Here is a 12,772-nt window from a genome sequence, read left to right as displayed (position 1 = left end):
CGCACTCGGCACGAGGTGCTGCCGGCACGGCGGATGCCTCGGGCTCACGCCCCTGCCGGGCCGGCGGGGGCGTCCCCGGTGGGGCGGGCGACGGCCCAGGCCGCCTCGATCATCCGGAAGATCTCGTCCAGCGCGGCCTCCGGGTCGGCCGCCTCCCGGGCCAGCGAGTAGGCGTCGATCACGAACCTGGCGACGGTCCGGCACGCCGTCGTGGCCGACGGCAGTCCCAGATCGGCGGCGATGGCCGCCGCGAGCGATTCCGCGTGGCGCAGTCGCATCGACTGCTCGTAGTCCAGCAAGGTCCGTGACCCGTCGATCATGCGCCAGATCGGGGCCGCGCCGTCTCCCGTGCAGTGGCGCACCAGGGCCTGGACCTCGCGGCGCAGTGCGGGGATGAGCGGCTCGCCCGCGGCCCGGTCGGTGACCGCCTGGCCGAGGCGCCGCTCGAAGTCCTGGTCCTGGTCGAACACCAGGGCCTCTTTCGAGGGGAAGTGGGCGAAGAGCGTGGTCACGGCCACGTCGGCCTCGGCGGCCACGTCACGGATGCCCACCGCCTCGTACCCGCGCTCCAGGAAGAGCCGCAGGGCGGCCTCGGCGATCTTCTGACGGGTCGCGGCCTTCTTGCGTTCACGGCGTCCGGTCGGCGCGGTCATGGCGCAACGCTAGCAAATTCGAAGGTGTAACCGTTCCAAAAAGCTAACCGTTAGTGTTACGGTCGCCGTCATGAGGAAAGTGAGCTTCGCCGAGTTCGGCGGTCCCGACGTTCTGCACCTCCTGGACGCCGAGGAGCCCCACGCGGGCCCCGGCCGGATACGCGTCGCCGTGCGGGCGGCGGGCGTGAACCCCTTCGACTGGCGGCTCCGCGAAGGCCAGTTTCAGGGGACCCGGCCGATCGACTTGCCTTCCGGGCTCGGGATCGACGCCGCCGGGGTGGTGGACGAGGTCGGCGAGGGCGTCGAAGGGGTCGGGATCGGGGACCACGTGTTCGGCGAAGGCTCCAGCACCTACGCCGAGTTCGCCGTGCTGTCGGCCTGGGCCCGGATGCCCGAGGGCCTGACGTTCGAGGAGGCGGCCGGATACCCCTCCGTGATGGAGACCGCGCTGCGCGTCATCGGCGAAACGGGTGTCCGGACCGGCCAGACGCTGCTGGTCAGCGGCGCGTCCGGGGGAGTCGGATCGGCGGTGCTGCAGATCGCCCGCGACCGGGGCATCACGGTGATCGGCACGGCCGGGGCCGCCAACCAGGACTACCTGCGCGACCTGGGCGCCCGCGCCACGACGTACGGCGCGGGCTGGGTCGAGCGGGTGCGACGGCTCGGCCGCGTCGACGCGGCTCTCGATCTGGCCGGCTCCGGCGTGCTCCGCGAACTCGTCGAGCTGACCGGGGATCCGCGAAAGGTGGTCACCATCGCCGACCCGGGCGCGCGGGAGTTCGGTGTCCGGTTCTCCGGTGTGGCCGGCAGCGTCCCGGACGCGCTCGCCGAGACCGTCCGTCTCCTCACGCTCGGCAGGCTCCGCATCCCGGTCGAGAAGTCGTACCCGCTCGCCGAGGCCGCGGCGGCGCACACCGACAGCCAGACCGGTCACACGCGCGGGCGCCGCGTCCTGGTCGTCTGACGGCCGGCCGGCGCCGTCCGCGAACGGACGCCGCGGCCTTCGTGCGGTCGAGAGCCCCTCCCGAGCGCCGACGTGAGTTCCCGCCCGCGTGCCCCCGCCGGGAGGGCGGTCCGGTGCGGGCGGCCGGTCAGAGGGCGGAGACGGTGCCTTCCACGATGCCGAGCAGGGCGTCCCTGTCCTTCTGGATGCGGGCGAGCACGCGCAGTCCGTAGTACGTGGCCAGGATCTGGCGGGCGAGCGCCCCGGCGCTCCGTTCCGAGGAGATCTCCCCGGAACGCTGCCCCCGCGCGATGGTCTCGGCCAGCGCCTGCTCCACCGTGGCGAAGTGCCGGCGTACCTCCTCGCGGACCTCGTCGTCCGAATCTGCCTTCTCCACCGACGCGTTGATGGTGAAGCACCCGGATGCCTCGGGATCCGCCAGGTCGGTGTCGATGGCACGGACCATCAGGTCCCGCAGCCGCTCCCGGACCGGGCCGGGCCGGTCGAGGAGCGCGGTCTGATCGCCGGTGTGCGTCTCGTAGTAGTGGCGCAGGGACCGCAGGTACAACTCCCGCTTGTCGCCGAAGGTGTTGTACAGGCTCGACTGGCCGAGGCCGGTCGAGTCGGAGAGGTTCCGGGTCGAGGTGGCCTCGTAGCCCCGCCGCCAGAAGGTTTCCATGGCGGCGGTGAGGGCGTGCGTCTCGTCGAACTTCCTTGGCCTGGCCATACCCGCATTCTACGTATTTTGGAGCGCGCGCACGGAAACCCGGGGGCGGATCATCCCGCCACCGCGACGGCCTCGATCTCGATCAGCCAGTCGGGATCGGCGAGGGAGGCGACCTGGACGAAGGACTCGGCGAACGTGTGCGGGACGAAGTACTCGGCCCTGAGCCGCGCGAAGGCCTCCTGGTCCCGGGCGATGTCGGTGACGAACACGGTCGCCTTGACGACCTGGTCGAGACCGGAACCGGCGTTCTTCAGGACGAGGGCGAGGTTGGCCAGCGCCTGCCGGGCCTGGGCCTCGAAGTCGCCCTTGCCGACCGTCGCGCCGTGCTCGTCGATCGGCCCCTGCCCCGAGGTGAACACGAGGTCCCCGACGCGGATGCCGAGCGCGATCCCGGCGGGGGCGTACCAGTCGGGATCGGCGGTGACGCGGACGCGCTGCGGGGCACCGGATGCGTCGGACATGGGACTCCTCCTTGGAGCGAGGAAAGCGGGGCGGCTGACGGAAGGTGAGTCTAGGCGGATCGGTCAGCCGCCCAACGCCTCCCGGACGGCGAGTACTTGCTCGTCGATCCACCGCTGACCGGACTCGGTGCCGAAGGGGTCGAAGATGGGGAAGGCGCCGGCCCACTGGTGGAGCGTGACCGGGACGTCCGCCTCCATCAGCCGCAGGCCGTAACGGATTCCCTCGTCGCGCAGCGGGTCGTACTGGGCCGTCACGATGCGCGCGGCGGGAAGACCGCTGAGGTCGTCGGCGCGGTTCGGCGCCGCGTACGGCGAGGTCTCGCGCCGCTCGCGCCCTTCGCCGAGGCAGTGGCGCCACATCGACTCGGACTGGGGCGTGGACCAGACGGGGGTGCCGTGGAAGCTCCGCGCGGACGGAGTGTCCATGCGGTCGTCGATCACCGGGCAGGTGAGCAACTGGAGGGCGAGCCCGGGGCCCTTGCGGTCGCGTGCCATCAGGGCGACGGAGGCGGCGAGGGCACCGCCCGCGCTGCAGCCCGCGACACCCAGGCGTGCGGGGTCGACCCCCAGCTCGTCGCTGTGGTCGGCGAGCCACCGCAAGGCGGCGTAGCAGTCCTCGGGGCCCGCGGGGAAGGGGTTCTCGGATGCCAGCCGGTACTCGACGCTCACCACGACGACGTTCGCGCGCGAGGCGAACCACACGCACTGGCTGTGCTCGGTCTCCAGGCTGCCCATCACGAAGCCGCCGCCGTGGATCCAGCAGCAGGCCGCCGTGCGGACCGGCCGTCTTGGGAGTGTACCGCGGCCGGCGGACGCGGCGGAGCTCGGGGCCGAAGCTCTTCTGGCCGACATCCCCCGGGCCGTGGCGCTCGCGCACCCGGACGTCGCGGCGCTCGCCCGTCTCGAAGCGAGCCGGACGGGGCGCAATTGCTGGCCACCCCGGAGACCGTCTGCCGCACCCGGTCGCTGCGGGAGGCGGCCGAACTCCTGTGTCTGCGCCACAGTTCCGTCGCCCACCGGGTGGCGCGGGCCGAGCGTGCCCTGGGCACGTCGCTGAGCGACCCCGCGCAGCGGCAGCGGGCCTACACGGCACTGCTGCTGTGGTGGCTGAACGCTCCCGGCAACTGGCGCAACTGAGCCGCTACTTCGGGGCGCGTCTCATCGCTCCCGGGTTTTGAAGCAGTCGCTCCGAAATGTGCTAGCGTCGCTCCCGAGGACGCCCTTCCGCTCATGACCGGACGCAACACCGGTCCGCATCCCCGCATTTGGAGGCATTCCATGCCCCTTGCCGTCTACATCCTCGGCTTGGGAATCTTCACCCAAGGCACATCGGAGTTCATGCTCTCCGGGCTGCTCCCCAATCTGGCCGATGACCTGGATGTCTCCATCCCCGATGCCGGGCTGCTGATCTCGGCGTTCGCCATAGGCATGGTCGTCGGGGCGCCGCTCCTCGCGGTCGCCACGCTCAAGTGGCCCCGCCGCACGGCCCTGGTCGCCCTGCAGGCCGCTTTCATCGCCGCGCACGTCGTCGGCGCTCTCGCCCCGGGCTACGGAGTCCTGTTCGTCACGCGCGTCATCAGCGCCCTCGCCTACGCGGGCTTCTGGGGCGTCGCCGTGGCCACCGCCGTCGCCCTCGTCCCGGCGAACGCCAAGGGCAAGGCGGTCGCGGTCGTCGCCGGCGGACTCACCCTCGCCACCATCATCGGCGTCCCCGCGGGCACGGTGCTCAGCCAGTTCGCCGGATGGCGCGCGGCCTTCTGGGGCGTGGCCCTGCTCACCCTCGTCAGCCTCGCCTGCTCGGTGTTCGCCATTCCCGGCGGGCGGGGGTCCGCGGAGGAGACGCGTACCGTCCGCGCCGAACTGCGGGCGATGGCCCGGCCGCAGCTGTGGCTCTCGTACGCGGTGACGGCGTTCTCCTTCGGCGCCGTCATCGTCACCTTCAGCTACCTCGCCTCCCTGCTCACCGACGTCACCGGACTGGCCGACGGCTGGGTGCCCGTCCTGCTGGCGCTGTTCGGCGTCGGCGGCCTGCTCGGCATGGTCGTCGGCGGCAGGACCGCGGAGGCGTACCCGATCCGCACGCTCGCGCTCGGCACCGGCGTCCTCGCCGTGACCTCGGCACTGCTCGCCGTCCTGGCGGAGAACACCGTCGTCACCGTCGTCCTGGTCTTCGTCCTCGGCATGGCGGGGTACGTCACCAACCCGATCCTGCAGTCCCGGGTCTTCGTCGTCGCGCCCGGCGCACCGACCCTGGTCGGCGCCACCAACACCTCCGCGTTCAACGTCGGCAACACGCTCGCGCCGGCCCTCGGCGGCATGACCATCAACGCCGGGTTCGGCTTCGCCTCGGTGGCCTGGGTGGGAGCCGGGCTCGCCGCCGCCGGTCTCCTCGGGACCCTGTGGGCGGGACACCTCCAGTACCGCTCCGGCCCGGTCAAGGGCAGTGTGGTCGCGGGCGGCGGCAGGCGCCAGGACCAGGACCAGGAGCGGACCGAAACCCCCGTGTGACCCGGAACGGCGGCCCCGGCTCCCGACCGCCCCGGCGCTCGGCCCAAGGCCCCCGGCTCACGCGCCCGAGACCGGCCGTCGCGCCCGAGGCCCAGGCCCTCGCGCCCCCTGCCAGGGAAGCCACGGCCCTGCCAGGGAAGCCACGGCCCTGCTCGGCCCCGCGGTCCTCGGAACCCGCGGCAACCGGAGCCCCAGGCTCTGAAGCCGCTGCCCCTTCCTCGCCCAACGCCCCGTGTCCTCCACGCCACGTGAGCTGACAGCGGGCGTATCCGAAGAGCGCCGAACTCCGGCCCGTTGCCTTCCCCGCCGACGGACCGGGGCACGGTCATGCCCGGAATTTCCCTGTGACGGTCAGGCCGTGACGCCGCCGTCGATCACCAGGTCGTGGCCGAGGGCGAAGGCCGACTCCGGCGAGGCGAGGTACAGCACCGCCGCCGCGCCCTCCTCCAGGGAACCGATCCGGCCGAGCGGGAACATGTCCTTGGCGCGCTCCACGCGCTCCTCCGGCGTCTCGTTCTCCAACAGCGACATGGGAGTGTCCATCGAGGACGGGCTGAGCGTGTTCACCCTGATCCCATCGTCGCTACCTGCGTGCACGCGCACGTCGCGCGCGCAGCGCACGCACCACGATGGGCGCAACCGCCGCCCGCGCCATCACGTGTTCACCTGGTTCTCGCACCTGGCGGAGCCGGCGCGCGCGAACCGTCGCCCTGCCGGTCAGCCGCCTCGCCGGTCGCCGGGAAGGCGGGAAAGGCCGCCGCGAGACCCCGTGAACACGTGATGCCGACGGGGCCCGCCGCCCTGCGGACCTGAGGGAGCACGCGTACACCCGCGGAGAAGGGAAAACCTTGAGCTTCGAGGAATTCGAGGGCATCGTCCACATCCCGCCGAAGGCAGGACCGGCAGGCTGGGTGTTCGGCGACCACTACGCCCGCCGGCTTCGAACGCTTCTTCATCGAACTGGGCGTCCCGGCCGCGGAGGACATGCCCGCCCCCGTGGCGCCCCAGCACGCGGCCGGTGTCGCAAAGGCCCAGAGCATCGTGGCCCGCTACCGGGCGGAGTACGTCTGACGCCGGTGCGGCCCCGATGATGCGGGTGCCGCGGGACCAGTGTGCAGCCGAGCGTGGACAGCGCCGCAACCTTCCGGCGGCGTGGTCGAATGTGTCCGGGAACTCCGGGTGGCCTGGGCCGGGCAGCTGTTCGAGGTCCCTGAACGACAAACCAGGCGACGCCGACGATCACCCCCGGGATACTGGTGGCCCATGGATGAGGTCGAAGTCGTCGTCGCCCATTCCGAGCGTGCGACGCTGCGCGTCGGTGATGTGTTCCTGAAGGTGGACGCCGATCAGGCGCGTATCGACGTCGAAGTCGAGGCGATGTCCCTGGCGCCGGTCCCGACCCCGGAGGTCCTGTGGCGCAAGCCCCCCGTGCTCGCGATCGCAGCGGTTCCGGGGACGACGCTGGGGCGCCTCGGCGGGCCGTCGACCGGGTCGCCTGCGGCGTGGGCCGCGACGGGCGCCGCCATCCGGAAGCTGCACGACGCGCCGCTGCCGTCCTGGCAGGGCCGGGCCGGCCGGAGCACCGTCGCGCTGGCGGCGGAACTCGATCACGAGTGCGAGTCGCTCGTGAGGAACGGCGTCCTGCCCGCGGACCTGGTCACCCGCAACCGCCAGGTCGCCGAGGCCGCGCTGCGGCCGTGGACTCCGGCGTTCACGCACGGCGACCTGCAGATCGCGCACGTCTTCGTCGACGGCGACGAGGTCACGGGCATCATCGACTGGTCCGAGGCGGGCCGGGGTGATGCCTTGTACGACCTCGCCACCTTCACGCTCGGACACGAGGAGCACCTCGACGACCTCATCGCCGGCTACGGCACCGGCATCGACCTCAAGGTGATCCACGGGTGGTGGTCGCTGCGAAGTCTGCTGGCGGTTCGCTGGCTCATCGAGCACGGCTTCGACCCCTTCGCGCCGGGCTGTGAGGTCGACGTGCTGAGATCCCGGATGTGAGGCCGCGCGGGCCCGACGGTCACGTATGCGACGCATCGAGCACGCCAGCCCCAGGGGCGTATCGCCTGCCCGCGCTCTCCACGAAGTGCGGTGCGCAGTCGTCGCCAGATCCGGGAACCTTGTCTCATCAGGAGTCGTCAGCCGCTGCAAGGGGTCCGAACGGCCCCGGCGGCACCGGATGTTCACAGCGTGGTGAACGGGCGGTGGTCCGCGACGGCGAGTGCGCGGACGAAGTCGGTCAGCCGGACGGCCGTACGAGCGAGCAGGCGGGGAAGCGGGCGGACCCGGGGCCCGTAGGCCGCCGGCCACAGTGCGGGTATGCGGTACATGCCCCGCAGAATGTGTCCCGAGCCGCGCCGGCACGGCACATCGTGGACGATCCTGGACGGTGCCAAGTCCCCCCGGGTACGGGTCCGTTCGCTGCACCCGGCCCCCGGAAGTATCCTGGAACCAGGATTCCAGGATGGCGGGTGGGGCATGCCGGACATCAAGCACTTCGACCCGGACGCGGCTCTGGACACCGCGCTGCGGCTGTTCTGGCGCCAGGGCATGGCCACGACCGGGATCCAGGACATCGTCACCGCCACCGGCCTGAACCGCTCCAGTCTGTACGCCACTTTCGGCGGCAAGCGGGAGCTGTACCTCGCCGCGCTGAAGCGCTACGTGGAACTGCGCTCCCGGCCCAAGTACCGCCGGCTGGCGGAGGACGGCCGTGGACTGCCCGCAGTCGCCGACTTCTTCGAGGGCCTGATAGCGGCCCGGTGTTCGGGCGAGTACGCCGGCTGGGGCTGCATGGCCGTCAACGCCCAGGCCGGCGCCGAGTACGGCGACCGCGCGGTGCGCGCCCTGCTCGAACGGCACCACGAGGACCTGCGGGACGCGCTGCGCGCTGCGCTCGTCGCGGCCGAGGAGCGCGGACAACTGGCGCCGGGCGTCGACCCCGGGCCCACCGCCGACGTGCTGGCCCTGCTCGCCTACGGCGTGAATCTGCGCTCCCGCGTCGGAACCGACGCCCGCGCCCTGCGCGCGACCGTGACCTCCGCGCTGGACTCGATCGGACGGGCACCCACCGCCTGAGCCGGTCGCCCGGCCCGGTCATGGACAGTCAATCAGCGGACACCGCTTGACAGTTCGCTTCCCCCGGCCCCTAACTTGAAACGGTCGTTCCAAGTTATTGTTCGTGGCCAGGTGTCCCAGGGGGAGGATGGTCGTGCCGCAGGTACTGGATCCGGGCAAGGCCCGCACGATGGACGAGTTCATCGGCGAGCTGCGGCTGCTGAAGGCATGGGCGGGCGGCCCCTCGATCACCGAGATCACCCGCCGCGTGCACCAGGACTGGCGCCGCGCGGGCCGCCCGCGCACCGAGTGGCCGGCCCGCTCGACCATCGGCAACTGCTTCCTGCCGGGCCGCCGCCGGCCGAATCCCGACCTGCTGCTGGCCGTCGTACGGGCCCTCGCCGGCGGTGACGAGGCGACCGTCGCCCTGTGGCGGCAGGCGCTGCGCACGGTCCTCGGGCAAGCCGAGGCGGCTGCCCGCGTCCGCGCCTGCGACCGGCTGCCCGCCGGGCCGTCCCCGCTGCTCGGCCGGACCCGGGCGGCGTCCGCCGCCGAGGCCGCCCTCATGGTCGGGGGGCGGCCGGGCGTGGTGGTGCTGGAAGGCGCCGCCGGGGTCGGCAAGACCTCGCTGGCCCTGCACGTGGCCCGCCGCGTCGCCGCCGGGAGCTCCGCCGGCGCACCCGTGCTCTTCGCCCGTCTGCGCGGATTCGCGCCGACCGGCCCGGCCGCCGACCCCGCCGCCGTGCTGGAGACCTTCCTGCGGCTGCTCGGCGTCACCGGAGACCGCATCCCCTACGGCGTCACCGCCCGCGCCGCCCTCTACCGGCAACTCCTCGCCGGAACCGGCGCGTTGGTGGTTCTCGACGACGCGGCGGACACCGAGCAGGTACGCCCGCTGCTCCCCGGGGACCCGGCCTGCCGGACCCTGGTCACCAGCCGCCGCACGATGCGCGCGCTGCCCGGCGCCACCCGCCTCACCGTCGACCCCCTGGCCCCCGACGACTCGGTGGCACTCCTGCGGTGGACGGCGGGAGCCGATCCCCTCGCCACGGACACCGCCGCCCTTCAGCGGATCGCCGCCGATCTGGGACACCTCCCGTTGGCCCTGACCCTCATCGGCCGGCACATGCGACAGCACACCGGATGGACCCTCGCCGACTACCACCGCCAGACGGTCGTCCCGCTCGCACTGGAGGAGGGCGTTCGCAGAGCGATCGCGGCATCCGACGCCCAAACGGGCCCAGACGCCCGCAAGTTGCTACGACTCCTGGCCCTCCACCCGCTGGACCGCACGGACACCACCGTGGCCGTGGCACTCGCCGGGGAGTGCGAACAGGCCGTACGGAGTCACCTCGACGCGCTGTGCGCGGCCCACCTGCTGACGGAAACCGAACCCGGCCGGTTCCGCATGTCCGCGCTGGTCCGCGCCTACGCCGGGGAACGCCTCGGCATCGACCTGCCGGCGACGTCCATCCGCCAGGCCCTCCGCCGCGTGCGGGCGCACACCGAGGCCGCCGGCACCGCAGGCGTCCTCGCGGCATGACCGACCCGTGGCCCGGGTGCGCGACGCACACGGCCAAGTGGCGTATTACTGGGTGGGCTCGCCCCTCAACTCCACCACCGGAGGAGCCCGGATGACGGACCGTACGGAGTCGATCGAATCGATGGAGCAACTCGCCCTGGTCTGGCGCGGCATCGTGCTCGACCGTGATCCGGCCGCCGACGTGCGCGACCTGCCGGGCATCGCCGTGCGCTGGGCCGACTCCCGGTTCGCCTTCTGGAACTGCGTCACGCTGACCGAGACCGACGTGGACCCGGCGCTGCTCGGGGAACGTCTGCGCCAGGCGGCGGACATCATGCGCGCCAAGCGCCGTCCCGGGTTCCTGTGGCTCTTCGAGGACCTCCTCGACGACGAAGCCCGCGCCCGGGTCCGGGCGGAGGCGGAGAAGGCGGGGCTGGAGTACGCCTTCCACGGTACCGGCATGGCCGGCGACATCCTCCCCCTCCCCGAACCCGCCCACCCCGAGCTGACCTTCGTCCGGGTGACCACCGACGACCACCTCCGGGCGTACGCCGACCTGAACTCGCGTGCCTACGGCTTCCCGGTGGAGGACGGCCGCGACGGTCTCCTCGGGTCCACCCTGTGGAAGAACCAGGTGCACGCCTATCTCGGCCTGCGTGACGGCGTCCCCGTGAGCTGCGCCGCGACGGTGGAGGCCGACGGGCGGCTGTTCGTCGTGCTCGTCGCCACGGCGCCGGAGTGGGAACGCCGGGGCTACGGCGAGACGGTGACGCGCAAGGCCCTGTACGAGGGCGCCCGCGCCACCGGCCTGACCCGCGCCACCCTGCACGCGACGGCGGCGGGGGCACCGGTGTACCCCAGGATCGGCTTCCGGCCGAACTCGCCGATGGGCTTCTACAGTCTCAAGCAGTGACTTCCGGCCCCGCTGGCGCCTTGTCCCGGTCGCCGGTCCGGCCGCGCGCCCTCATCGGGCGGCGAGGCGGGCGAACTCCCAGGGATCGTGCGCGCTGAAGACCGTGACCTCGTCGGCGTGGTCGCGCTTGAGGGAACGGAGGTGGTCGCGGGTCGCGACGCGCGCCGCCGCATCGGTCTGCGCGCCGTGCTGGACCGGTTCGAGGACGGGGTGGGCGCACGGCGGATCGGCGTCGAGTTCGCCGTGGTACATGTACGCGTCCCCCGCGTGCAGCAGCCACCGTCCGTCGCCGTCGCGCACGGCCACGCCCGCGTGTCCCGCCGAGTGACCGGGCAGCGGCACCAGCAGCAGCTCGCACGACAGCCCCTCCGGTCGCGCCACGCCCGGGAAGCCGAACCACTCCGTGTGCTCCGTCACCGGCGCGGGTGTCAGCAGCGGACCGTGCGCCCGGTGCGTCGGCATGAAGCGGTCCAAACTGTGCCGGTGGTGTGCCGCCGCGGGATCGCTGACGGCCCGGTACTCGCCGGGGTGCACGTGGACGCGCGCGTGCGGGAAGTCCGGCAGCCCTCCCGTGTGGTCGCGGTGCAGGTGCGTGAGCACGATGTGCCGCACGTCCGCCGCCGCGTACCCGAGCCGTACGACCTGGCGCAGCGCGGTCTCCTCCGGGTTGAGCGCGGGCCGCGCGTACGCGACCCAGTCCGCCCCCAACGACCGTTGTGGGGCCGGGAGATCCGCGGTGCCGAGACCGGTCTCCACCAGCACCAGCCCGTCCGCGTCCGTCTCGATGAGCAGGCAATGGCAGACGAGGGGCCGTGCCCGGTCCACGGCACTCGCCCCGGAGGGCCCCTCGTGCAGCGGTGGAATCTCCCGCATGGAACCGCAGTTGAGATGGTGGATACGCATGATGCCCCTACAGCGAGTACGGGTGGGCTGTCCACGACCGACGCTAGGAGGCGCCCTCGTGACTCACCAAACGGTTGGACACCAGCGGACACCGGACCGGGACGGCCCGCTGGCGGACTGCCCGGACGACGCCCTCGTGCCGCCCGGTGACGAGCCGCGCTGCCCCGTCGACATCACCCTCGCCACCCTGGGTGGCCGGTGGACCCCGCTGGTGCTCCGCGAGTTCCTGCGCCGCGGCCAGGCCACCTACACGGAGCTGTCCGCCGCCCTGCCCGCCCTCTCGGACAAGGTCCTCTCCGACCGGCTGGCCCAGCTGACCAGGATGGGCGTCATCGAACGCCACCGGGTCCCCGGGTGGCCGCCCCGGGTCCGCTACGAGCTGACCGGCCTCGGCCGCGCACTGGAACCGGTGTTGCGCGGCATGTGGGAGTGGGGCACGGCCCGACGGGACGCCTCCGCCTGAACGCCGGCCGCGGTGGACGCGTGCACCCGGCCGGTGCGGGGTGGGCGGCGACGACCGGTCGTACCCGGGCCCGGGACCGCCGTGAAACGGAGGGCATCGTTCTGCCCCCGCCGCCCTCACATGCGTTTACGATCAAGCGGTGGCCTCGGGAAACACCCGGCGGCCGGGCAATGAGGGGGAGTTATGAGCAGCATTTCGAGGCGGTCTTTGATCGGGTACTCGGGGACGGCCGCCGCCGGCGCGGTGATCGCCGGTACGGCGTCGGCGTCGCCGGCCCAGGCCGCCCAGGCCGCCCAGACCGAGTCGGCGAGCACGGCGGCCGACTTCCCCGAGGGGACGCTCTTCGGCGGCCGGTCGCAGCGGAACACCGGCAGCGACATGCCCTCCGAGCTGGAGATCAAGTTCAGCATCGCCAACGCCGAGACGCCGGCGGCCTACTCCGTCACCCCGCAGGAGATCGCCGACGCGATCAACGGACTCCTGGCTTCCCGGGGCTGGCCGGCGGTCACCTTCTACGGCACGCCGGCCCCCGCGCCGCTGAACTGACCGAGCCGGCACCGGCCCTCCCTCCTCACCTCCATCACGCGGCCGCGTGACCGGCCACGGAGTCCCA

Annotated in this window: 16 protein-coding genes; 9 read left to right on the top strand and 7 right to left on the bottom strand. The window is 72.7% G+C overall.

All coding sequences use genetic code 11. The features are described from left to right. Positions 1 to 44 precede the first annotated feature (44 nt). Positions 45 to 653: a TetR/AcrR family transcriptional regulator gene (locus Srubr_RS12075; RefSeq protein WP_189991510.1), complete on the bottom strand. Its 609-nt coding sequence runs from the start codon at positions 651 to 653 to the stop codon at positions 45 to 47. 70 nt (positions 654 to 723) lie between these two features. Between Srubr_RS12075 and Srubr_RS12070 the strand changes: the two genes are divergently transcribed. Continuing rightward, positions 724 to 1,617, top strand: a complete 894-nt coding sequence (locus Srubr_RS12070) for an NADP-dependent oxidoreductase (protein WP_189991508.1) — start codon at positions 724 to 726, stop codon at positions 1,615 to 1,617. A 127-nt stretch (positions 1,618 to 1,744) separates the two neighbouring features. Here the strand turns inward: Srubr_RS12070 and Srubr_RS12065 are convergent, their stop codons facing one another. The 3 genes from Srubr_RS12065 to Srubr_RS12055 form a co-directional block, all read right to left on the bottom strand. Next, complete coding sequence (locus Srubr_RS12065) at positions 1,745 to 2,323, bottom strand: TetR/AcrR family transcriptional regulator (RefSeq protein ID WP_189991506.1); 579 nt, start codon at positions 2,321 to 2,323, stop codon at positions 1,745 to 1,747. 50 nt (positions 2,324 to 2,373) lie between these two features. Next, complete coding sequence (locus Srubr_RS12060) at positions 2,374 to 2,784, bottom strand: RidA family protein (protein WP_189991504.1); 411 nt, start codon at positions 2,782 to 2,784, stop codon at positions 2,374 to 2,376. A gap of 63 nt (positions 2,785 to 2,847) precedes the next feature. Beyond that, the gene (locus Srubr_RS12055; RefSeq protein ID WP_268257562.1) at positions 2,848 to 3,636 is read right to left on the bottom strand and encodes an alpha/beta hydrolase; all 789 of its coding nucleotides are present in this window, start codon (positions 3,634 to 3,636) and stop codon (positions 2,848 to 2,850) included. A 75-nt stretch (positions 3,637 to 3,711) separates the two neighbouring features. Between Srubr_RS12055 and Srubr_RS12050 the strand changes: the two genes are divergently transcribed. Beyond that, entirely contained in the window at positions 3,712 to 3,921 is a 210-nt protein-coding gene (locus tag Srubr_RS12050) for a helix-turn-helix domain-containing protein (RefSeq protein ID WP_189991501.1), read from the top strand. 141 nt (positions 3,922 to 4,062) lie between these two features. Continuing rightward, on the top strand, positions 4,063 to 5,292 hold the full coding sequence (locus Srubr_RS12045) for a Cmx/CmrA family chloramphenicol efflux MFS transporter (protein WP_189991499.1): 1,230 nt from the start codon (positions 4,063 to 4,065) through the stop codon (positions 5,290 to 5,292). A gap of 351 nt (positions 5,293 to 5,643) precedes the next feature. Here Srubr_RS12045 and Srubr_RS12040 read toward each other — a convergent pair whose 3' ends face one another. Then, positions 5,644 to 5,889, bottom strand: a complete 246-nt coding sequence (locus Srubr_RS12040) for an SDR family oxidoreductase (RefSeq protein ID WP_268257561.1) — start codon at positions 5,887 to 5,889, stop codon at positions 5,644 to 5,646. A 666-nt stretch (positions 5,890 to 6,555) separates the two neighbouring features. Here Srubr_RS12040 and Srubr_RS12035 point away from each other — a divergent pair. Continuing rightward, a complete protein-coding gene (locus Srubr_RS12035) occupies positions 6,556 to 7,302 on the top strand; it encodes a phosphotransferase family protein (protein ID WP_189991495.1) in 747 nt (248 codons plus the stop codon). A 182-nt stretch (positions 7,303 to 7,484) separates the two neighbouring features. Here Srubr_RS12035 and Srubr_RS12030 read toward each other — a convergent pair whose 3' ends face one another. After that, complete coding sequence (locus Srubr_RS12030) at positions 7,485 to 7,631, bottom strand: hypothetical protein (RefSeq protein WP_189991493.1); 147 nt, start codon at positions 7,629 to 7,631, stop codon at positions 7,485 to 7,487. Between the two features lie 148 nt (positions 7,632 to 7,779). On the opposite strand from Srubr_RS12030, the gene Srubr_RS12025 reads away from it, so the two are divergent. The 3 genes from Srubr_RS12025 to Srubr_RS12015 all read left to right on the top strand — a co-directional run bounded on the left by Srubr_RS12025 (position 7,780) and on the right by Srubr_RS12015 (position 10,793). After that, on the top strand, positions 7,780 to 8,379 hold the full coding sequence (locus Srubr_RS12025) for a TetR/AcrR family transcriptional regulator (RefSeq protein ID WP_189991492.1): 600 nt from the start codon (positions 7,780 to 7,782) through the stop codon (positions 8,377 to 8,379). Positions 8,380 to 8,512: 133 nt separating this feature from the next. Continuing rightward, the gene (locus Srubr_RS12020; protein ID WP_189991489.1) at positions 8,513 to 9,901 is read left to right on the top strand and encodes an NB-ARC domain-containing protein; all 1,389 of its coding nucleotides are present in this window, start codon (positions 8,513 to 8,515) and stop codon (positions 9,899 to 9,901) included. A 91-nt stretch (positions 9,902 to 9,992) separates the two neighbouring features. Next, on the top strand, positions 9,993 to 10,793 hold the full coding sequence (locus tag Srubr_RS12015; protein WP_189991487.1) for a GNAT family N-acetyltransferase: 801 nt from the start codon (positions 9,993 to 9,995) through the stop codon (positions 10,791 to 10,793). Positions 10,794 to 10,844: 51 nt separating this feature from the next. Here the strand turns inward: Srubr_RS12015 and Srubr_RS12010 are convergent, their stop codons facing one another. Continuing rightward, a complete protein-coding gene (locus Srubr_RS12010) occupies positions 10,845 to 11,696 on the bottom strand; it encodes an MBL fold metallo-hydrolase (RefSeq protein ID WP_189991485.1) in 852 nt (283 codons plus the stop codon). Positions 11,697 to 11,754: 58 nt separating this feature from the next. Here Srubr_RS12010 and Srubr_RS12005 point away from each other — a divergent pair, with 58 nt between their 5' ends. Together Srubr_RS12005 and Srubr_RS12000 are read left to right on the top strand one after the other, a co-directional pair. Continuing rightward, positions 11,755 to 12,159, top strand: a complete 405-nt coding sequence (locus Srubr_RS12005) for a winged helix-turn-helix transcriptional regulator (RefSeq protein WP_203854972.1) — start codon at positions 11,755 to 11,757, stop codon at positions 12,157 to 12,159. Between the two features lie 183 nt (positions 12,160 to 12,342). Continuing rightward, positions 12,343 to 12,705 carry a hypothetical protein gene (locus Srubr_RS12000; RefSeq protein ID WP_189991481.1) on the top strand — a complete coding sequence of 121 codons (363 nt, stop codon included), beginning with the start codon at positions 12,343 to 12,345 and terminating at the stop codon, positions 12,703 to 12,705. The last annotated feature ends 67 nt before the right edge of the window (positions 12,706 to 12,772 follow it).

The organism is Streptomyces rubradiris, from assembly GCF_016860525.1.
Lineage (GTDB): Bacteria > Actinomycetota > Actinomycetes > Streptomycetales > Streptomycetaceae > Streptomyces > Streptomyces rubradiris.
The sequence above is the reverse complement of the archived record's forward strand: the minus strand, read 5'-3'. Positions and strand labels throughout refer to the sequence as shown.